Origin of the sequence: Rhizobium laguerreae (assembly GCF_002008165.1) — a bacterium.
Taxonomy (GTDB): domain Bacteria; phylum Pseudomonadota; class Alphaproteobacteria; order Rhizobiales; family Rhizobiaceae; genus Rhizobium; species Rhizobium laguerreae.
Map to the genome: position 1 here is coordinate 99,574 of NZ_MRDM01000032.1, position 20,974 is coordinate 120,547.

The window sequence follows — 20,974 nt, forward strand, 5'->3', positions numbered from 1 at the left end:
GGCAGTTCCTGCGACAGAGGCGATTGTCCCGCTCATTCAACGCGCGGCTTGCGCACACATTGGCACTAGGAATCCAACCGATGACACATTCCCGTGCACCGGCGACCAGGAAACTGGGCGCCGAGGAGCCGAATTTTGACGTTGTCCACGACCGTAGCCAATTCGGCTCGGCGAAATGGGCCAATCAATGGGACGAATTCTCTCCCCGCGTCGAGGGTGACGGATTGATATCGCTTTGGACGGCCGACATGGATTTTCGTGCGCCGGAACCGGTGATTGCACGCCTGCGCGAGGCCGTTGATCATGGCATCTATGGCTATACCAAGCGCGATCCGCACCACTACGAAATCATAAAATCCTGGTTCAAGCGCCGCCACGGCTGGAATGTGGATATCGAGACGCTGCTTCCTGCTCCGGCAATCATGCCCTCCGTCGCAGCCATCTTGCGGACCTTTACGCAAGCTGGTGACGGCGTCATCGTCCAGGCACCGGTCTATTCCCCATATTTCCAAGTCGTCCGCGAGAATAGCAGGAAGCTCCTGATCAACCGCCTGAGACTTACGAACGGCGCGTACGAGCTCGATCTGGAGGACTTCGAACGGCAAGCTGCGAACGGCGCCCGCGCATTTTTATTGTGCAATCCGCACAACCCTGCCGGAAAGGCCTGGACACGTGAGGAGCTGAAGAGCCTCGACACCATATGTGAGCACTACGGCATCCTGGTCATCTCCGACGACATTCACTGCGACATTCGACTAAGCGATCGTCCTCATATCGTATTCTCCTCTCTCGATGAAGCCGCTGCGGCAAAATCCTTCATCTGCACAGCACCAACCAAGACATTTAACCTGGCCGGCGTACCTGCGGCTACCGTTTCCGTTGCTGACCGGAAGCGCCGCGAGGAACTGTTCCAGGTCATGCAAGCATCGTTCATGCTGAACGCTCACTATTTCGGGCGGCTGGCTCTTGAAGTCGCGTATAGCTCGGGCGATCAATGGCTTGACAGCCTTACACCTTATATTCGCGAAAACGTCAATCTCGTCTCGATCATAGCGGGCAGCAATCTTCCGGGTATCACACCCATGAGACCTGACGCGTCATATCTGGTGTGGCTGGATGCGCGAGAGTTGGACGTAAAAGTGGAAGGAATCCATCGATTCTTCGTCGACCGGGCCGGGGTCAACCTTTACGACGGGCGGGTCTATGGCCCGGGTGGAGAAGGATTCATCCGCCTAAACGTCGGTTGTCCGCGCTCAATCCTCAAGGAAGCGCTCGGACGCATGGCACGCGCCCTCGCATCGCTATAGCGCTTGCGGCGTCTCTCACTCGTGCCGCAGCGCCTCAATAGGGTTCAACTGCGCGGCCCTTCTCGCCGGGAAATAGCCGAAGATCATGCCGATCGCCGCGGAGAAGAGGAAGGCGACGGCGACCATTAGGGGGCTGAAGACGAAGGGGACTTTCAGGAGCGTCACGGTGCCGAAGCCGAGGCCGAGGCCCAGTATGATGCCGGTGATGCCGCCGAACAGCGACAGGGCCACCGCCTCGACCAGGAACTGGGTGAGCACCTGGTTTTCGAGCGCGCCGATCGCCAAGCGGATGCCGATTTCGCGGGTGCGCTCGGTGACGGAGACCAGCATGATGTTCATGATGCCGATGCCGCCGACGAGCAGGCTGATGGCCGCGACGGCGCCGAGCAGGCCGGTCAATAACGTCGTCGTGCCGGTCATCGCCGCGGCGATCTGGGTCATGTCGTTGACGTTGAAATCGTCCTGGCGGCCGGGCACGATCTTGCGGCGTTCGCGCAGGAGATTTTCGACATCGGATTGCACCTTGGCCGTGGAGACGCCGTCGCGCGCCGAGATGATGATCTGCGGCACGTTGCTGCTGCCGCTGATGCGCCGCTGGAACACCTTGACCGGCATGATGACGACATCGTCCTGGTCGTTGCCCATGCCGGACTGGCCGCGCTTGGCCAACACGCCGATGACGGGGCATGAGACCTTGCCGACGCGGATCTGCTGGCCTGTAGGGTCGGCGCTGCCGAAGAGCTGCGAGCGCACTGTCTCGCCGATGATGCAGCGCGCCTGGCCGCGTTCCTCGGCGGGGGTGAAATTGCGGCCGAGCGCCAGGTTCCAGTCCTGTGCGATGAAATAGTCGTTGGTGGTGCCGGAGACGCTGGTGGAATGGTTCTGGCCGCCGAAAATCACCGTCGCCGTGGACTGGTTGAGCGGCGCCACGGCCCTGAGGCCGCCGATCTGGTCGCGGATCGCCGCGACGTCCTTGACGCTGAAGCGCTTGGCCTCAGAACTTGCCCGGCCGGGGCCGAACTGGCCGGGGCGGACGAACAGCATGTTGGTGCCCAGCCGCGACAGCTCGGTCGAGACCTGTGCGGTGGTGCCGTTGCCGATCGTCACCAGCGCGATGACGGCGGCAACGCCGATGACGACGCCGAGCACGGTCAGGAACGAGCGCAGCATATTGCGGCTGATGGCCCGCAGCGCCAGCTTCAGCGTCTCAAAGAACATGATCCGCCCTCCTCCGATGCTCGACTTCCGTCTCCAGCTTGCCGTCGACGAAACGCAACAGCCGCTGCGCATAGGCGGCAATATCGGGCTCGTGGGTGACCATGACGATGGTGATGCCCTGCTCGCGGTTCAGCCGCGTCATCAGATCCATGATCTCGACGCTGGTCTTCGTATCGAGATTGCCTGTGGGTTCATCGGCGAGCAGCAGTGCCGGCTCGGTAACGATGGCGCGGGCGATGGCGACGCGCTGCTGCTGGCCGCCTGACAGTTCTTGTGTCTTGTGATGTTCGCGCCCGGTCAATCCGACCAGCGCTAGCGCCTCGCGGGCCCGCTCGCGCCGCTCGCGCACCGCCATGCCGCGATAGATCAGCGGCAGCTCGACATTTTCGACGGCGGAGGTGCGCGACAGAAGATTGAAGCCCTGGAAGACGAAGCCGAGCATGTGGCGGCGCAGCAGCGTCAGCTGGCTGCGGTCGAAGCCGCTGGTCGGAATGCCTTCGAAGATGTAGTCGCCGGCACTCGGCACGTCGAGGCAACCGAGAATGTTCATGGCCGTCGACTTGCCGGAGCCAGACGGCCCCATGATCGCGACGAATTCATGGGCGTTGATCGCAAGGTCGACGTGGTCGAGCGCGCGGATCGCCGCCTCGCCCTCGCCATAGACTTTCGAGACCTGTCTGAATTCGATGAGCGGCGGGCTTGCCATCCGTCTCTCCGCCTAGTTCGCACGCGCCGTGGCGTCGATCACCAGTGCGTCGTCTTGCTTGAGGTCACCGGAGACGACCTGGGTGAACTGGCCGTCGGATGAGCCGACCTGGATGACAACAGGCACCGGGCGGCCGTTGCGCAGCACCCAGACACGGCGTTGCGTGCCCGTCAGCGCCGAACCGGCATTGTTGTTCCGCTGACGTGGCGGGCCGAAGATGCCGAAAATGCCGCGGCCACGCCTTTCGGCCTGCGCCGGAGCATAGCGCAGCGCGGCGTTCGACACCATCAGCGTGTCCTTGACGGCCTCGACGGTGACATCGGCCGTCGCCGTCATGCCGGGGCGCAGCAGCAGGTCGGCATTGTCGACCGACAGGACCGCCTTATAGGTCACGACATTGTTGACCACTTCGGAGGCGAAACGGATCTGCTCGATCTCGGCGGGAAAGGTCCGGTCGGGATAGGCGTCGACCGTGAACTTCGCCTTCTGGCCGACGGCGATCTGGCCGACATCGGCCTCGTCGACATCGACCTGCAGCTCCATCTTCTTCAGATCGCCGGCGATGGTGAAAAGGATCGGGGCCGAAAGCGAGGCTGCGACCGTGGCGCCCGGATTGACGGAGCGGGTGAGGATGACGCCGTCGATCGGCGAGATGATCTTCGCCTTGGCGAGATTGACTTCGGCAAGCTGCAGGTCGGCTTCCGAGGCCAGGACCTCGGCTTCGTTGATCTGTTTGGCGGCAACGGCAGAATCATATTTGTAGCTGGCGTCGTCGAGGCTCTGCTGGGTGGAGACATTGCTCCTGACCAGGCTCTTCAACCGCTCGAGCGAGGTGCTTGCCGATTGCATATCGGCATCGGCCTTGACGACGTTCGCCTTGGCCGAATTGAGCTTGGCGCGCGAGCTTTTCACATCCGCCTCGAGCTTGTTGGTATCGAGGAGGGCGAGCACTTCGCCTGATTTGACCGTGCTGTTGTAGTCGACATTGACGTCGCGGACCGTGCCGGACAGTTCGCTCGATATATCCACCTGCTCGGTCGGCTGCACCGAGCCGGTGGCGGTGACGAGCACCGTCAGATCGCCGCGTTTTGCCGGCTGGGTGGCATAGCTCACTTCGCTTTGCCCGCGGGCCATATAGAAATAGGCGGCGACTGCTGCGGCAGCGATGAGGATCAGCAGGATGAGCAGGCGTCCGCGCCAGCGGCTCCGCTTGCCCTGCCGTCCCGATGCGGCAAGGACCGCGGCGAGATCGGACGCTACGCCTGTCTTTGCTCCGGTCTCGCTGCCGCTTACGATTTTGTTCATGTCGTCCTCAATTCGTCAGTGGCCGCCTGCTGCCTCTGCGGCGAAATAATCACAACGCAGATGAACCGGCGATTAGCGTGCCGCCGAACTGGCACGGAATTGCGGATGGGTGAAATGAAATATTGGTAAGGAAAGGCTGGTTCAGGCGCCCGAAGCGTCTATCAATCCGCGTCCTCGGCATATTGGCCCGCGCCCGGCAAAGGATGCAGCCACGGTTCGCGCCGCTTGATCCAGACTTCATAGCCAGGCGCAAGGTCGGTCGGCGGAGTGTCCAGGGACCCTAGGCGGATTTCCGCCTCGTCATCCCTAAGGCAGAAAAGCCTGCTGCCACAGGCGGGGCAGAAGCTGCGGCCGGCGAAGGTGGCGATCTCGCCGTTATGGGAGAAAGCCTGGCGCGGCCAGACCGCGAAAAAGGTGAAGGCGGAGCCGCTCGATTTGCGGCAATCGGCGCAGTGGCAAAGGCCGACGCGAAGCGGTTCGCCGTCCACCCTGTAGGCGACCGCCCCGCAAAGGCAGCTTCCGGTTCGGATTTTCATGTCGGACCGTCAGGCGTCGAGATTGGTCGGCAGGCCCGGCGGGCGCTGCTTTGCCGCCATCAACAGGTCGAGTTCGGTGGCGGAGGGGCCGAACTTGTCGTAGAGGCGCTTTGCCTCCTTGTCATCCAACCGGTATTTCCTGGCAAATTCGCCGATGCTGTAGGGGCGGCCACGCAACACTCTTCGCGCCGGGGTCGCCGTATTCGGTGCGTCGGTCATGGTTTTCTCCTTTCGTCACGTCCCTTTTAAGCTAGAGCGAGCTGTCGATTTGGAAAGAGCCGACGAGCCGCATCGAGGCTTCCGGCATTGGGGAATGCGGTTGTTTTCCTGGAACCTTTTCGCCGATATGCGTATTTTTCGGACCGAGGTTGCGGGCCACGCCAAGCGGACACAGCGGTACTGGAGAACATCGGGATTTTTCCGCTTTCTCCCGGTGGCCAACGCAGTGGCAGACGAGTTCCCTGCCCGCCCGGTCCGCTTCCTCATCCCGCTCTTTTCGAATGGAAAACCGCTGCCCACTTTAGCGCGACATTCGTTAAGACAGGCGCCGGCCGTCCTCGCCGAAGAGGTGGAGTATATCGGGATCGAGATGCAGCGGCAGGCTGTCGCCGGATTTCATGCGCTGCTGGCCGGCAAAGACCGCAATCAGCTTCTTTCCGGCCGCCTCGGCGTGCACGACGGTCTCCGAGCCCAGTTCCTCGACAAGCGTGACGCTTGTATCCAGCCTGCTCGCGGAGCCGGCATCGGCAAGGGTGATATGCTGCGGCCGAATGCCGATGCTGACCCTTTCGCCCGCCGGGCGGGTCTCCTTGGCAATGACGGAAAGGCGATGGCCGCCGACGGTTTCGACCTCAGCGAAACCGCCGTCGTGACCGACGATCGCACCTTCGAGGAAATTCATGTGCGGCGCGCCGATGAAGCCGGCGACGAAGCGGTTGGCCGGTTTGTTATAGAGTTCCAGCGGGGTTCCCACCTGCTCAATCCTGCCGCTTCTCAAGACGACGATGCGGTCGGCCAGCGTCATCGCCTCGACCTGATCGTGGGTGACGTAGATCATCGTCGCCTTCAGGCGGGCGTGAAGGGCCGCCAGTTCGGCACGCATGCTGACCCTGAGTTCGGCGTCGAGATTGGATAGCGGCTCGTCGAGCAGGAAGGCATCCGGCCGCCGCACGATGGCGCGGCCGATCGCCACGCGCTGGCGCTGGCCGCCGGAGAGCTGGCCCGGACGGCGCTGCAGGAAAGGTTCGATCTCCAGCATGCGCGCGGCGTCGGTGATGCGCGCTTCGATTTCGGCTTTCGCTACCTTGGTGTTCTCGAGACCGAAGGCGAGGTTTTCCCTGACGCTCATATGCGGATAGAGCGCATAGGACTGGAAGACCATGGCCAGGCCGCGATCGGCGGCGCTGATAGCGGTAACATCCTTGCCGTCAATGGCGATGCTGCCGCCAGTCGGCTTATCGAGGCCGGCGATCAGGCGCAGCAGCGTCGATTTTCCGCAGCCGGATGGGCCGACGAAAGCGACGAACTCGCCGTCGTTGACATGAAGCGAGACATCGCGAATGACCTCGACGGCGCCGAAGTTCTTGACGATGTTCCTGAGCTCAAGCCCGCTCATGCACTCTCCTGTTTCATATGTAAGCTGGCCTCTTTCAAATTATAGCTGGCCTATTTGAGCCCCGAGCCGGCAATGCCCGTGGTGATAAAGCGCTGCAGGAAGACGAAGATCAGCACGACCGGGATCATCGAGACGACGGTCATGGCGAGGATGTAGTGCCATTGCACATTGAGCTCGCCGGCATAGACGTTGAGGCCGACCTGCAGCGTATAGAGTTCCTTGCGCGACAGCACGATCAGCGGCCAGAGGAAGTCGTTCCAGCGCCAGACGACCGAGAAGATCGCCAGCACGGCGAGCGCCGGCGCCGACAGCGGCAGGATGATGCGCCAGTAGATCTGCCATTCGCTAGCCTTGTCCATACGCGCGGCGTCGAGCAATTCGTCGGGGATCGTCAGCATGTATTGCCTGAGCAGGAAGACGCCCGTCGGCGTGGCGACCGTCGGCAGGATGACACCCCAGAGGCTGTCGAAGAGGTTCAGCGTGCCGATGACGGAATAGAGCGGCACGACGATGACCGAGAGCGGCACCATCAGCGTCGCCAGGATCATCAGCATGACAGCGGTGCGGCCGGGGAACTGGTATTTCGACAGCGCGAAGGCGGCCATGGAATTGACGAGCAGCGTAATCGCCGTCGCCACGACGGTGACGAAGACGGAGTTGCGCAGGAACAGGAAGAAATCGAAGCGCTGGAACGGTTCGGTGTAATTGCCGCCGGCGAATTCGACCTGGCGCACCGGCGTGCGGTCCTTGATATTCGCCTTGACGATTTCGCCCGGCTGTTTCGGATCGACCATCTGGCCGATGATGCCGATGCGGCGGACTTCGGCGAGCACACGGGTGCTGCCATCCGGCATTGCGACATTATAGAGCGGCAGCGGCTTGTCGTATCCCGGCACCACGGCCTGTTCGGTGACATAGGGCAGGAAGGAGGGCGGGAATTCGGCAAGGGCCGCCGGGGTCTTGAACGAGGAGAAGACCAGCCAGACGGCTGGGCCGAACATCAGGAAGACGCCCGAGATCAGCCAGATCCAGGTGACGACATCCGTCCAATGCCAGCCGCGACCCCGCCGGCGGAGCAGAAAGGCAGAAACGGCGCTCATTGGCGTGCTCCCTTCTTCTCGTTGCGACTACTGACGCCGAGCTGGACCAGGGTCAAGATGACGAGCACGATGCCCATCAGGATCGAGGCGGCCGACGCCAGTCCCGGATTGCGCAGCGAACTCGCAAAGCCGGTCTCGTAGATATATTGGGTGATGTACATGGTGCTGGTGCCCGGTCCGCCGCCGGTGAGCACGAAGACCTCGTCAAAAATCTGCACGGCGCGGATCAGCGCCAAGACCAGCACGACGATGAGGTTCGGCATCAGAAGCGGCAGGGTAATGCGCCGGAAGATGCGGGTCGGGCGGGCGCTGTCCATCGCCGCCGCCTCGTAAAGATCGCGCGGGATCGCCTGCAGGCCGGCGAGCAGGATCAGCGCATAAAAGCCCATATGCGCCCAGACCGAGACGAAGACGGCGAAGAAGAAGGCCCAGAAACGATCGCTGAGCCAGGAGAAGGGTTCGAAGCCGAAGGGGCTCAGCGCATAGTTCAACAGGCCCTCACGCTGCAGGATCCATTTCCAGATCAGGCCGACGACGACGGGCGACAGCAGCACCGGAAAGAAGAAGACGGCGCGCCAGAAGCCGCGATTGGAAAGCTCGCGGTTGAGGATCAAAGCCGTTGCGAGCGCTGCGATCAGCATCACCGTCACCTGGAAGACGACGAAGACGGCGGTGTTGCGCACCGCCGCCCAGAAGGTGTCGGCGGCACAGGTCGAAGGGTCGAGATAGCTGCCGCAATCGAAGAGGATGCGGTATTGGTCGGCGCCGATATAGGTCCTGTTCTGCAGGAAGATGGCGCTGCCGCTCGTCGTCGAATAGATGAAGTTGATGACCAGCGGCAGCAGCACGAAGACGGTGAAGATCAGCATGTTGGGCGCCAGGAAGACGCCCGCCATGCCGTTAAGCCCGGTCAGCTTCTGCCAGCCACGCATGGGAATGTCGACGATCCCCATGACAAGCCGGACAGGTGCAAGCAGCGCCTGCCGGAGACCGGTTTTGACAGGTGGTTCAGAAGAAACCGTTTTCGCCGTCATCTGTTCTTCCGTCAGTTGCCGGCGACCTTGGCCTTGATGTCCTCGTCGATGCGGGCATAGGCATCGTCGAGCTTCATTTCGCCGGCGATCACCTGGCTGATGCGGGCGACGATGGCGCTGTAATAGGCATCCGACCACTTCCAGCCTGGCAGCTTTATGGCGGGTGCCGCCGTCTGGCCGGCCGCCTCAACGAAAGCCTTTAGCGCCGCCTGCACATGCGGATTGTCGGTCTTGAAGTCCATCTGGCCGGCCGCGACACCCTTATGCGCGGGAATGAACAGGCTGCGTTCGGCAAATTCCTTCTGCACGTCGGCACCTGCCAGGTAATCCATCACCTTGGCGACGTCCTTCGGGTTCTTGGTGTATTTGACGGCGACGAGACCGGCGCCGCCCTGCATGCCGGAGCATGCGGCCGTGCCGCAGGGGCTGCCCGCCATCACCCAGTCGAAATTGTCGCCGATCTTCTGGGCGAAGCCCGAAACCTGCCAGCTGCCCGAATAGAGATAGGCAAGGCCGCCATTGATGAAGTCCTCTGCGGCGGAGCGGTAGGTGGTGCCGGCAGCACTGACCCAGACATCCTTGTTCATGGTGCCGTCCTCGTTCCACTTGACGAAGCGGCTGAGGAAGTCCTTGGCGCCCTGATCGATCGGCGCCGGCTTGCCGTCGGCGGCGATATAGTTGGCGCCGTAGGAGATATTCGGGCCGGAGACGCGGTGGCCGGAGCGGTCGATCGCCATGGCGAAGACCTTCTGACTGTCGGCAACCTTCTTGGCCGCCGCCGCCCAGTCGTCCCAGGTGGCTTTCGGGCCGGGGATCTCGACGCCGGCCTGCTCGAACAGCGTCTTGTTGACGAAGCCGCCGGTCAGCGTCAGCTGGGTCATGAAGCCGGTGATGGCAGTCGATCCGTCCGGACGCATCCAGTCTGCCTGGGCGCCGAAATTATCCTCCCAGTATTTCGCGTCGGTGAGGTAGGGGCGAAGATCGAGCCAGTGCTGCGCCGGCGCCTTCAGATTGGTGAGGCGGGCGATATCCGGCCCCTGCCCGGCTTCGAGCTGCACCGGCAGCTGTTCCTTGACGACGTCGTAGGAGACTTCGTCGAGGATGACGTTGACGTCGGGATTGGCCTTCGAGAAGCGCGACAGCAGATCCTTGATCACCTCGCCTTCGCCGCCGTCGGAATACCACATGATGCGCACGTCGCCGGCATGGGCGGCAACAGAACTCAACAGAATTGCAGCAAAAGCCGCGCCGATCGATTTCATTCTGGTCATTTTCTCCTCCTCTTGACCGATATATTCATGCGCCCGGCCGGTCCTCCACCTGCCGGACATGTCGTCTACGAGGCAGCGCGCCGAGGCTGCCTGGCCGGTATCTTCAGATGTACCGCGTCTCCCCGCACCGACCAGTCCGTCGGGCGAAGAATACGGGCTTCGGCGCGCACAGTGCCGTCTTCTTCGAAGACGACCCGGCCATAATCCGGATCGACGACGAGCAATGCGCCCTCGTCGTCTCGGCGGGCCGAAAGCGTGGCGAAACGCGCCTGCATTTCTTCAAGGCTACCCTCGCGCCCGAGATCGGAGAGACGGACGATCCAGCGGCCGTTGCGGCCGGCCAGACGCAGCTCGATATCCGTCGTCGGGCCTTGCTTTACCGGCTCCAGTGCGCCGTTGCCGATCAGCATCGCAATGCCGTTGCCCGAACGGGCGAGCGCCAGATTGCCGTCAACCACCGTGTCGTCGAAGGCCTCGAGCGGGAACCAGGCGTGGGTGAAATCCGGCTGGCCTTCGTGGATCTCGAAATCGAGGATCGCCAGATCGCGATACTGATGTACCCGCGGCAGCGTTCCGCAGCCGCCCCAGAAGCTCGGCCGGCCATAACCGAACTGGATGGATTCGCCGGGATGATTGATCCAGATCTGCGCTTCCGGCCGGCTGCCGAGACGCAGGTGCAGCACCGTCTCCTGGTAGCCCCAGGCGCCGGGACGATAACGGGCGATGGTGCCGAGCGCGGTGTCGCGGGTTTTATAGTGATAGAGGGCGGCGAAACGGTTTTCGCCCTGGGAAAAGGTCCATTCCTGCGCGTCGTCGGACTGGTGCGCGGCGATCGCGGCCAGCGTTTCTGGAAAACGCAGGCCATGATCGCGGATGCAGACGGCAAGCTGCGGCAAAGCGTGGACACGCCGGCCGTACCAGCCGCGGCCCCAGAGCAGCCGGGCAATGGCGGAGAGTTCGACCGAGCGGCCGGGGCGCAACGTATGTTCGTAGGAGCGGCCCTGGCTGCCAGTCAGCATGCCGTGATGGGCCGAGCGGGCGACGATCTCCATCAGGCGGACGATGCTGGCACTCGCCCGGTTGCGGATCGTATCATCCGGCGCGCAGGCGGCCAGCGCCGTCAGCCCCTTAAGGTCGATCGGGAAATAGGGAACGGAATTCCACTCGGCCATTTCCCAGCGCTCGAAATGATCGAGCCAGGCGCGGACACGCTCTTCGCCGACCTTCATCTGCTCGGTGCCGGTGCGGCCGGAACGAACGAAGACGGCATCGGGGAAAAGCCTGCCGCCGAGATAGGCGGCCGTATGGAAGAGAAGCGCGTGGTTTTCCGAGAAATACCACTGAACATCGTTGCCGGGCTCATCCATCCAGTAGCGGTAATTGAGGACGGCATGCTCGATCCTGTCGCACAGCGCGGGTGACAGCAGATCGCTCCAGCGCGTATAGGCAAAGAGCAGCGGCACCAGCACGAAATCGGCGCAGTCGTGACAATCCTCGATGACCGGCAGCATCGCCGAGATCATCGCCTCGGTTTCCTCGCCGCCTTGGCCCAGCGCAAGGCGCGCGAAAGCGCAGACCGTGTCGGGCTCGGAATGGGCGGCAACCTCGGCCAGCGCCTCGGCGACGCGGTCTTCAAGGGCGGCGGGTGCCTCCCCCTGCCGCTCCGGATGACAGATCTCGACACCGAGCGTGCGACCGAGCGAAAGCGTACCTGCTTTGAAGGTGATGCGGAAATGGCGGAAATCGGCGGGCATATCCGCCGAGGTGCCGAGCGCCAGTTTCGTTGCCCCCGCTTCCAGATCGAAATCATAGTCGAAGCGCTCGATCGACATGAAGTCGCCTTCGATCTCGACATGGCAGCTCAGCGCCACCGGCAGCGGCGTGGGAAAAAGGATGGTCACGTCTTCGCCGAGATAGGCGGTGCGGTCGAAACACATGCCTTCGAGGATCGCCTCCAGCGCATCCGCATCACCGGCGGCGATGGGAACAGGCACGGCAGTTTCAACTTCCGGCCCTTCGACATAATCCAGCTGGAAATAGAAGCGGGCGTCGCGCTCGGCGAGATCGTCGAAATAGACGCGGATTTCGTTCAGGCCGGCCGTGAGTTCGACCTCGAACAGCTGCTCGGCTTCGAGATTGCGCCCGTAAGGCGCCATGAAGCCCTGCTCGCTGCCATTGACGAAGAGGATCGCGCCGCCGCAGGTCGACAGCCGAAGCGTGGCACGTCCCGCGGCGCGGGCATCGAGGAAGGTGCGCGCCCAGCAGCCGATGCGTGTCGGGCGAAACCAGAAGCCGGAGAGATCGACACGCGGGGAGGCAAAGGGAAGCCACCAGCGGACCGCCTCGAATTCGGCAGCCGGTTGCGGCCGACGGTCGGAGAAGGATTTTTTGAATTCGGTGCGGCAGGGATATTCATGCGGAATGAAGTTCTTCGTCTTGGTGACGAAGAAAAACGGATCCATGCTGCCTTCCATCGGGCGGTCGGCGACATCGTAGCGCTGCTGCCACAGGTCGGCGAGCTGCCAGTAGACGATCGGGCTGGCCTTGGCCGTTCCACGGCGGAGATGGGATTGCTGCTCAGCGGTCATGCTTCAGCCCGCTCAAGCCTTGGTACGCCGGACAGAACGCCGACGCACGGATTGACCCTCAAGCCGCATCTTCAAAGCCTCCCTGCTCTGCCGCTTGTCGCGGACTCCTCAGGCAACGATTGTGCACAGGCAATCCATTTGCGCAATCTGAAAGATTTTTGCATACTAGCGGGGCGCGAGGAGACGACATGACGGCGGAAGAGAAAAAAGGCAGGCGCACGCGCCTCGACGACATTGCCGCCCGATGCGGCGTCTCGATCAGCACGGTGTCGCGTGCGCTGGCCGGCGAAAAGGGGGTCAGGCCGGAAATTCGCAAGCTGGTGCTGGAAACGGCAAGTGCGGTCAGCTACGCCCTGCCGGCGAGCGTTGCCGGCAAGAAGGTCATGCTCGTCGCCTCTGGCGCGGCGATGATCGACTATGTCCGCAACCAGTTTACGGTCTACGTGCTCGAAGGATTGAATGCGCGCGCCGCCGCCCTCGGCATCGAACTGGCGATGCGCCCGGTCGCCGACAAGGGGGATGAAGCCCGCGTCGTCGCCGAGATGCGTGACGATCCGAGCTTTGGCGGCATGCTGATCCTGACCGTCGACGAAGAGGAGATGCTGGCGGCGGCGGCTGATCTCGGAAAGCCCGTCGTGCTGGTCAACAGCGACGATCCCTATATGCGGCTTTCCAGTGTGACGCCCTGCAACCGCTCGGCCGCCTTCATTGCCGCCGAGCGGCTGATCAAGGCCGGGCATGAACGCATCCTGTTCATGCTGAGGCCGGGGCGACGGACGATCGAGCGGCGCCTCGAGGGCTGGCGCGATGCCCTCCAGCATCATGGGCTGACCGCCGATGCCGATCTGGTGCTTGAGGTCGACGACTGGCTGCCGGAACTTGGCGCCGATGCGATTACCCGTCTTGTCCGCGAGAAAGGCCTCTCCTTCACCGCCATACTGACGGCGGGCGACAGTCTTGCCAATGGCGCGGTGCGCGGATTGCAGGCAATGGGTTATGGCGTGCCGCAGGACATCTCGGTCATGGGCATAGACGACCTGCCGCAGTCGGCCTTTCTCAATCCGCCGCTCTCGACGGTGCATATTCCGATGCGCGAACTTGGCGCCACTGCGCTCGATCTTTTGCGCGACATGATGCTCGGCCTTGCGGCGCCGCGGCGGCGGGTCGAGCTTGCCTGCCATCTCGTCGAAAGGGGCAGCGTCGCGGCCGTCAGGCATATGTCTGCCGTAACGGAAGGTCGCTGAACCCACCGCGATCGAGGATATCAAGCCTCGATAAAGCTCGCTTCGAACAGTTCTCGCGCATAGGCATCATGCGTGGTGCCGGTCTGCAGATCCGCTCTGGTGAGTTCGTCGACGAAACAACCGTTCTTCATGATCAGCACCCGGTCGCACATATGAGCGATGACCGCGAGGTCATGGCTGACCAGCAGATAGGTCAGTCCCTTTTCCTCGCGCTGATCGGCCAGAAGGTTGAGAATTTCCGCCTGGACCGAGACGTCGAGCGCCGATGTCGGCTCGTCGAGCAACAGGATGGGCGGCGACAGGATCAGGGCCCGGGCGATTGCCACCCTCTGCCGCTGGCCGCCGGAAAGTTCGTGCGGAAAACGGTTTGCGAAGCTCGCCGGCAAACCAACCTGGATCAATGCCTTTTCGACCTTGGACCATATGTCGGAATGGCCCATGGCGCGCAGCGGCTCGGCCAGGGCAGTGCCGATACGATGGCGCGGATGCAGGGATCCGTAAGGGTCCTGGAACACCATTTGTGCGAATTTCAGCTCCTCGCGGGAGCGCGTCTTGCCGATCGGTTTGCCGCCAAGTTCGATGTTCCCGGTCCAGCCAGCCTCCATGCCGGCAAGGCAACGCAGCACCGTCGATTTGCCGCATCCGGATTCACCGACAATGCCGAGCGTCTCCCCCTGGCCGACCTGCAAACTGATGCCCCTGACGACATGGTTGCTTGATTTGCCGGAGGCAAAGACGACATCGAGGTCACGCACATTGATCATTGCGCCGTCTCCAGATCGAGTTTCGTCCTGTCGAGAACCGCAAGCCGGCGAACCGGATTCCTGGGGTCGGGCAGCGCAGCGATCAGCCCGCGGGTATAGGGATGGCGCGCATCCTCGAGACTGGTCAGCGTTTCCACGATCCGGCCGGCATACATGACGATGATGCGCTCGCAAAAGGCTGCCACCATGCGAATGTCATGGCTGATCAACAGCAGGCCGGAATTGTTCTCGCGCACCAGCTCATCGAGCAACAGCAGCACGTCCTTTCGGACGCTGACATCAAGCGCCGAGGTCGGCTCGTCGGCGATAACAAGCTTCGGCCGCGCCAGCAGCATCATCGCGATCATCACGCGCTGGCCCATGCCCCCCGAGATCTGGTGCGGATAAAGCGCCATGACCCGTTCCGGATCGCTGATGCGCACGCGCTCCAGCATGGCGCGGGCAGCCTCATGCGCCTGTTTCTTATGAAGACTGAGGTGAAGGCGGGCGGCTTCGGCGATCTGCTTGCCGATCGAAAGCACCGGATTCAGCGAATAGCGCGGATCCTGCATGATCAGCGCGATATCCTTGCCGCGAAGCGCGCCCATTTGACGTTCGGTCTTCGACAGCAACGAACTGCCGGCGAGATCCAAACGCTCGGCCGAGACCACCGCGGCCGGCGGCAGAAGCCGCATGATGGCGCGGCCGGTCGTCGATTTGCCGGAACCGGATTCTCCGACGATCCCGACGCGTTCGCGCCCGACGTCGAAACTGACATTGGAGACGGCAGGCACGGCGCCTCGGCCGAAACGGACGCTCAATCCTTCGACGGAAAGAACGGGCTGCAGATCACGATCTTGCATGGCGAGGATCCAGAATGTCGCGCAGAGCATCTCCGGCGATGTTGAAAGCAAGGCTGGTGAGGAGGATGGCGATACCCGGCATCACGGCAACCCACCAATAATCGAGCATGAACTTGCGGCCGCTGGAGATCATCGCACCCCATTCCGGCGCCGGCGGCTGGGCGCCGAGCCCGAGGAAGCCAAGTGACGCGGCCGTCAGAATGATGCCCGCCATGTTGAGCGTCAGGCGAACGATGACCGATGGGACGCACATCGGCGCGATATAGAGGAGAAGAATGCGCATCGGCGAGGCGCCATAAAGGCGGGCGGCAACCACATAGTCGGCGTTTCTGACGACAAGCGCCTCGGCGCGCGCGAGTCTCGCGATCGGCGGCCATGCGGTCAGCGAGATCGCGATGATTGCCGTGGTCAATCCGGCGCCGAGCGCCGCAGCAAAGGCGAGCGCCAGGATCAGCGACGGGAAAGAGAGAACGATATCGGTGGCGCGCATCAGCAGCGCATCGGTGCGCCCTCCGAAGAAGCCGGCAACGACGCCGATCAACAGGCCGATCGGCCCGACGATCAGGGAGACGGAAAATACGGTCTGGATGGTGATGCGCGTGCCAAAGATCAGGCGGCTCAAGATATCGCGGCCGAATTCGTCCGTGCCGGCCAGATGCGCGAGGCTCGGCGGCTGCAAGGCATCACCAAGCCTCTGCACGACCGGATCGTAAGGCGCAAGCAGCGGCGCGAAGATCGCGATCAAGCAAAGCAGACCGAGGATGACGAACCCTCCGAGACCAAGCGGCTCGGCAGCCAATTTGCGGCCGGTGCGCGCAAACGAAGCCGCGATACGGGTCGACACACTTGGAGGGCGGATCTCTATCTCGCTGCGGATAACATCGCTCATCGGGCCGCCTCCCGCATGCGCGGATCAAAGACGGCGTAGGCGACGTCGGCCAGGAAGTTCAACAACATGAAGATAAATCCCACAATGATGGTGCCGGCGACGATGGCGTTCATATCGCCGATCATCAGCGCGTTGGTCATGTACTGGCCAATGCCCGGCCAGGAGAAAACGATCTCGGTCACGACAGCGCCTTCGAGCAACCCGCCATAGGAAATGGCGAGAATGGTGATCAGCTGCACCGCAATGTTCGGTAGCACATGGCGCCAGATCGTGCCGAGGGGGCTCACCCCTTTGGCTCGGGCCGCAATGACATAATCCTGGCTCAACTGCTCCAGGGTGAAGCTGCGCGTCATGCGAGTGATATAGGCCATCGCCGCATAGGCAAGGATCACGGCCGGAAGTATGATATGGCCGAGCGCATTCCAGAAGATTTCGGTCTCGCCCTGCAGCAGGCTGTCTATCAACAACAGCCCTGTGTGCGACGTGACAAGGCCTTCGTAAAAGACGTCAATCCTGCCCGGCCCGCCGACCCAGTTGAGGCCGGCATAAAAGATGACGAGCCCGACGATGCCGAACCAGAAAACCGGGATCGAATGACCGACGAGCGCGACCACGCGGGCCGTCTTGTCGATGAAGCTGTCGCGAAACAGCGCTGCGACAAGCCCGAGCGGGACACCGACGAAGGTCGAAATGATCACCGCCAGCGTCGCGAGTTCGAACGTCGCCGGAAAGGCTTGAGCGAGGTCCGCAGAGACCGGATTGCCGGTGAGGACTGCAGTGCCGAAATCACCATGCGCCAGCCCGTTCAGATAGAGGAAAAACTGCTGGTAGATCGGCAGATCGAGCCCCAGACGCGCCCGCATCGCCGCATAGGCAGCGGGATCGGCGAGCTCGCCGACGATTGCGCCGACCGGATCGGTGGGCAGGATACGGCCGATCACGAAGGTCACACATAAGAGGATGAACAGGCTGACCAGCAAATGCGCCAGGCGTCGGCCAAATTCGGCTACGGAGAGTTCCTTCATGATCGGCTGTCCTGGAGTATTACTGGGTTTCGACCTTGGTGACGTTCTCAAGACGCGTCAGCTGAGACGGGTGGCCGACATAGCCCTCGACCTTGGTGGACAGGACGATCGGTTCAAAGCGCTCGAAGAGCGGAAGCACCGCCGGCTTCTGTTCGACGAACATCTTCTGCATCTGAACGTAAAGTTCACCGCGCTTCTTGGCGTCCGGCTCCATGGATGCCTTCGCCGTCAAGGCCGTCAGCTCGGGAATGTCCCAGCCCGAACGCCAGACGAAATTGCCGGCATTGTTGGCTTCCTTCGAGTTGTCGGGATTGGAGGAGAACTGCTCCATTGAACCAAGCACGTTCGGCATATAGGCGCTGGTCTGCGGGATCAGCAGATCGAAATCCCTGGCGCGATGGGCGGCGATGATCTCCGAGCCGTTGCCCTGCTGGATGTCGATCTTGATGCCGATCTGGGCCAGCGATGCCTGGATGGCGGTGGCCAAATCGATGCGCGGCGTTTGCGCGATGGTCTTCAGCGACAGCGAGAAGCCGTCCTTGAAGCCTGCTTCGCTCAGCAGTTGCTTGGACTTTTCGACGTCGAGATGCCAATCGGGGTTCGGGATGGCATATTCGAAATTCTCCGGAACGGGAACGTTTCTGGCCCGCCCGTATGGGCCCATGATGGTCTTTTCGATGCCCTTGTAGTCGATGCCGTAGGCGATGGCTTCGCGAACCTTCGGGTTGGCGAGGTATTTGTTACCGGCATTCATCGACAGCACGTAGAAACCGCCCGTCGGAATACGCTGGATGGCAAAGCCCTTCTTGTCCTGGAACGTCGCGAGATCGGATGCGGTCAGGGCGCTGGCAACATCGATATCGCCGCGTTCGAGCATCAGTCGCTCGACCTGGCTTTCAGGCACATGCCGGACGATGACGCGACGCATTTTTGGCGCGCCGGTCATATAGTCCTTGTTGGCGTCGAGGATCACCAGTTCGTTCGGAGACCAGCGATTGAGGGTGAACGGACCGGAGCCGGCCGAATGGGTTCGCATCCAGGCGTTTCCGTAGTCGTTATCGACGGCGTGGCTCTCGACCTCGACGCTGTCGACCACGCTGGTCGTCGTTGTCGTCAGCCGGTAGAGCAGAAGCTCTGCCGTCACCTGATCGGAGAGATCGATCCGCACCGTCTGGTCGTCGACCGCCTTGACGAGCTTTTCGACATTGTCCTTGTCGTAGCCGACGCGCTTGAGGTTGGCGGCGGCGGCCTGATCCATCTTTAGGAGCCGGGCCAATGAATAGACGACATCCTTCGAGGTGACCGGATTGCCGGAGGCGAAATTGGCCTTGCGCAGCGTAAACGTGATGCCCTTGTCGTCCACCTTCCAGCTTTCTGCCAGCTGCGGAAGGACCTTACCATCAGCCGTGCTGGCAACCAGCCGATCGTACAGATTCGACATGATCTCGACCGCCTTGCCTTCGGTCGCCTGGTGCGGATCGAGCGACAGAACCTGCGCTAGCGAGGTACCAATCACTAGCTGGTCCTGCGGCGTAGCGGCCTGCAGCTGTGGTGCCGATATCGTCAGGGCGCCGATGACAGCGCCGACGAACAAGCTTTTAGAAAAATGCTTCATTGTCAGTCCTCCCTGGATTACGATAGGAAACATATTATGTCGTCCGTATGTCGTATTATGATTTAACGAAGTCCGATAGGGTTGACAAGGCCCGAGCGGCAGAGACTTGATGCGAAGGGATTGGGGGAGCCGAAGATGACGACACTCAGCCGTGGCCGGCAAAGACTGGCGCAACAGGTTATCGATCAGTTGCGGGCGCAAATCGAAACGGGGAAGCTGCGCGTCGGCGACCAGTTGCCGACCGAGCCGCAGCTTGAAGCGACATTCGGCGTCAGCCGCACCGTAGTGCGCGAGGCTATCGCCGATCTGAGGTCGGCAGGCTTCGTCAAGCCGATCCAGGGCAAAGGCGTCTTCGTCGCGGATCCGAAGGCGCATTCGGTCCTTTCTTTAACGCCGGTGGAAATCAAGAGCATTCCGGAAACCCTGGAATTGCTGGAATTTCGCATGGCCGCCGAGGGTGAAGCGGCGGCGATCGCCGCCTATCGCCGCACCGCCGAGCAGGAAGCTGCGATCCGCGAAGCCAACCGCAGAATGGCAAACCTTATCGAGACAGGACAGCAGACGGTGGAGGCGGATTATGCCTTCCACATGGCGATTGCTGCCGCCACGAACAATCGATTCTACGTTGCCGTCTTGCGCCAGTTCGGGCCGAAAGCCATCCCCCGCGGCCAATTTCCGACGCTTCCCGAGGCCAACGACCGTGACTATCTTCAGAAGGTTTATGCCGAACATGTCGAGATTCTGTCGGCGATCGCCGACCAGGATCCGGAGCGGGCGCGACAGGCAATGCGGGCGCATATGCTGGCCAGCCAGCGCCGTTATCGCATGCTCGCGGAGCAGCAATAGGGCTCGACACTCTCAGACATTCATATTATGTCATATGACATTGTGTAATTTCGAAAGAGACTCAAATGTATCTGGGAACACAGGTCGCAGCGCGGGACGACGACGATTATCGTATCTTCGCGCAACTGGGTGTGAAGCATATCAACGCCGACCCGCCGGGAAAGCCGAGCAGCTGGACGCTCTCCGATCTCGAACGTCATCGCGACAAGGTCGAAAGCTTCGGTCTGATCCTCGACATGATCCAGTTGCCGCTGCCCTCGCAGCCGATCGAGAAGGCTTCCTATCCCGATATCCTGCTTGCCGGCCCCGAGCGCGACAGACAGATCGACGCCGTCTGCAAGCTGATCGAGAATGCCGCCGCCGCCGGCATTCCTGCGGTGAAGTACAATCTCAACCTGATCGGCATTCCCCGTACGCCGGATGAACCGGGACGCGGCGGATCGCTGAATGCGAGCTTCCGCTGGGACAAGACGGACCAGCAGGCCGAGCCCGGCCTTGCCGGCGTGCTTTCGGAAGACGAAAACTGGGAGCGGATCGACTATTTCCTGGAACGCGTCGTTCCTGTCGCTGCAAGCAACCGCGTCCGGCTCGCCTGCCATCCGCACGATCCCTATACGCCGCCGGGTTATCGCGGCGTCACGCGGGTGCTAGGTACGGTAGAAGGCTTGAAGAAATTCGTGCTGATGCGCGAAAACCCGTATCACGGCCTCAATTTCTGCCAGGGTTCGATCGGCGAGATGCTGGAAAATCCCGGCGAGGAAATCGACGATGTCATCCGCTGGTTCGGCCAGCGCGGCAAGATCTTCAATGTTCACTTCCGCAACATTCGCGGCGGCAAGCTGTCCTTCATGGAGACCTTCCCCGAAGAAGGCGACATGGACATGGTCCGCTCGGCCAGGATCTACAAGGAAGTGGGCTTCAAATACATGCTGATGCCCGACCATGTGCCGACCGTCAGCGGCAAGGATCCAACCGCCACCGCATTTGCCTTCTGCTACGGCTATATCGCCGCACTTCTGCAAGTGCTCGAGAGCGAGTGAGCCGGTTTTCAACACCTAAGAAATAGGAC

The 20,974-nt window shown here is 62.0% G+C and carries 19 protein-coding genes; 4 read left to right on the forward strand and 15 right to left on the reverse strand.

Going from position 1 to position 20,974, the window contains the following annotated elements; translation table 11 throughout:
* The first annotated feature begins 80 nt into the window (after positions 1–80).
* Positions 81–1,307 (forward strand): MalY/PatB family protein, encoded by a 1,227-nt coding sequence (locus BS630_RS34290; RefSeq protein ID WP_077981033.1) that lies wholly within the window; start codon positions 81–83, stop codon positions 1,305–1,307.
* Positions 1,308–1,322: 15 nt separating this feature from the next.
* On the opposite strand, the gene BS630_RS34295 is transcribed toward BS630_RS34290, so the two are convergent.
* The 10 genes from BS630_RS34295 to BS630_RS34340 all read right to left on the reverse strand — a co-directional run bounded on the left by BS630_RS34295 (position 1,323) and on the right by BS630_RS34340 (position 12,680).
* The gene (locus BS630_RS34295; protein WP_072638506.1) at positions 1,323–2,525 is read right to left on the reverse strand and encodes an ABC transporter permease; all 1,203 of its coding nucleotides are present in this window, start codon (positions 2,523–2,525) and stop codon (positions 1,323–1,325) included.
* A complete protein-coding gene (locus tag BS630_RS34300) occupies positions 2,515–3,231 on the reverse strand; it encodes an ABC transporter ATP-binding protein (protein ID WP_025394513.1) in 717 nt (238 codons plus the stop codon). Before BS630_RS34300 ends, BS630_RS34295 begins: the two co-directional genes overlap by 11 nt.
* 12 nt (positions 3,232–3,243) lie before the next feature.
* Complete coding sequence (locus tag BS630_RS34305; protein ID WP_077981034.1) at positions 3,244–4,536, reverse strand: efflux RND transporter periplasmic adaptor subunit; 1,293 nt, start codon at positions 4,534–4,536, stop codon at positions 3,244–3,246.
* A gap of 161 nt (positions 4,537–4,697) precedes the next feature.
* Entirely contained in the window at positions 4,698–5,072 is a 375-nt protein-coding gene (locus tag BS630_RS34310) for a GFA family protein (protein ID WP_077981035.1), read from the reverse strand.
* 9 nt (positions 5,073–5,081) lie between these two features.
* A complete protein-coding gene (locus BS630_RS34315; protein WP_077981036.1) occupies positions 5,082–5,291 on the reverse strand; it encodes a hypothetical protein in 210 nt (69 codons plus the stop codon).
* Between the two features lie 316 nt (positions 5,292–5,607).
* Positions 5,608–6,687, reverse strand: a complete 1,080-nt coding sequence (locus tag BS630_RS34320; protein WP_077981037.1) for an ABC transporter ATP-binding protein — start codon at positions 6,685–6,687, stop codon at positions 5,608–5,610.
* 50 nt (positions 6,688–6,737) lie between these two features.
* The gene (locus BS630_RS34325) at positions 6,738–7,787 is read right to left on the reverse strand and encodes a carbohydrate ABC transporter permease (protein ID WP_003539547.1); all 1,050 of its coding nucleotides are present in this window, start codon (positions 7,785–7,787) and stop codon (positions 6,738–6,740) included.
* Positions 7,784–8,821 carry a carbohydrate ABC transporter permease gene (locus tag BS630_RS34330; RefSeq protein ID WP_077981038.1) on the reverse strand — a complete coding sequence of 346 codons (1,038 nt, stop codon included), beginning with the start codon at positions 8,819–8,821 and terminating at the stop codon, positions 7,784–7,786. The genes BS630_RS34325 and BS630_RS34330 overlap by 4 nt, the downstream gene beginning before the upstream one ends.
* Positions 8,822–8,832: 11 nt before the next feature.
* Positions 8,833–10,092 carry an ABC transporter substrate-binding protein gene (locus tag BS630_RS34335; protein WP_077981039.1) on the reverse strand — a complete coding sequence of 420 codons (1,260 nt, stop codon included), beginning with the start codon at positions 10,090–10,092 and terminating at the stop codon, positions 8,833–8,835.
* Positions 10,093–10,157: 65 nt separating this feature from the next.
* Positions 10,158–12,680, reverse strand: coding sequence for a hypothetical protein (locus BS630_RS34340; RefSeq protein WP_077981040.1), 2,523 nt, complete (start codon positions 12,678–12,680; stop codon positions 10,158–10,160).
* A gap of 188 nt (positions 12,681–12,868) precedes the next feature.
* Between BS630_RS34340 and BS630_RS34345 the strand changes: the two genes are divergently transcribed.
* Complete coding sequence (locus BS630_RS34345; protein WP_077981041.1) at positions 12,869–13,924, forward strand: LacI family DNA-binding transcriptional regulator; 1,056 nt, start codon at positions 12,869–12,871, stop codon at positions 13,922–13,924.
* A gap of 20 nt (positions 13,925–13,944) precedes the next feature.
* On the opposite strand, the gene BS630_RS34350 is transcribed toward BS630_RS34345, so the two are convergent.
* Genes BS630_RS34350 through BS630_RS34370 form a run of 5 tightly spaced genes read right to left on the reverse strand, consistent with a single transcriptional unit; the run spans position 13,945 to position 19,059 of the window.
* Positions 13,945–14,688 carry an ABC transporter ATP-binding protein gene (locus BS630_RS34350; RefSeq protein ID WP_077981042.1) on the reverse strand — a complete coding sequence of 248 codons (744 nt, stop codon included), beginning with the start codon at positions 14,686–14,688 and terminating at the stop codon, positions 13,945–13,947.
* Entirely contained in the window at positions 14,685–15,530 is an 846-nt protein-coding gene (locus BS630_RS34355; protein WP_077981043.1) for an ABC transporter ATP-binding protein, read from the reverse strand. The genes BS630_RS34350 and BS630_RS34355 overlap by 4 nt, the downstream gene beginning before the upstream one ends.
* A complete protein-coding gene (locus tag BS630_RS34360) occupies positions 15,517–16,419 on the reverse strand; it encodes an ABC transporter permease (RefSeq protein ID WP_025394487.1) in 903 nt (300 codons plus the stop codon). Before BS630_RS34360 ends, BS630_RS34355 begins: the two co-directional genes overlap by 14 nt.
* Complete coding sequence (locus BS630_RS34365) at positions 16,416–17,444, reverse strand: ABC transporter permease (RefSeq protein WP_077981044.1); 1,029 nt, start codon at positions 17,442–17,444, stop codon at positions 16,416–16,418. Before BS630_RS34365 ends, BS630_RS34360 begins: the two co-directional genes overlap by 4 nt.
* Before the next feature lie 19 nt (positions 17,445–17,463).
* Complete coding sequence (locus BS630_RS34370) at positions 17,464–19,059, reverse strand: ABC transporter substrate-binding protein (RefSeq protein WP_025394485.1); 1,596 nt, start codon at positions 19,057–19,059, stop codon at positions 17,464–17,466.
* Between the two features lie 135 nt (positions 19,060–19,194).
* Between BS630_RS34370 and BS630_RS34375 the strand changes: the two genes are divergently transcribed.
* Both BS630_RS34375 and BS630_RS34380 read left to right on the forward strand, forming a co-directional pair.
* Entirely contained in the window at positions 19,195–19,905 is a 711-nt protein-coding gene (locus BS630_RS34375; RefSeq protein ID WP_025394484.1) for a FadR/GntR family transcriptional regulator, read from the forward strand.
* Positions 19,906–19,970: 65 nt separating this feature from the next.
* Positions 19,971–20,945 carry a mannonate dehydratase gene (locus tag BS630_RS34380; protein ID WP_025394483.1) on the forward strand — a complete coding sequence of 325 codons (975 nt, stop codon included), beginning with the start codon at positions 19,971–19,973 and terminating at the stop codon, positions 20,943–20,945.
* The last annotated feature ends 29 nt before the right edge of the window (positions 20,946–20,974 follow it).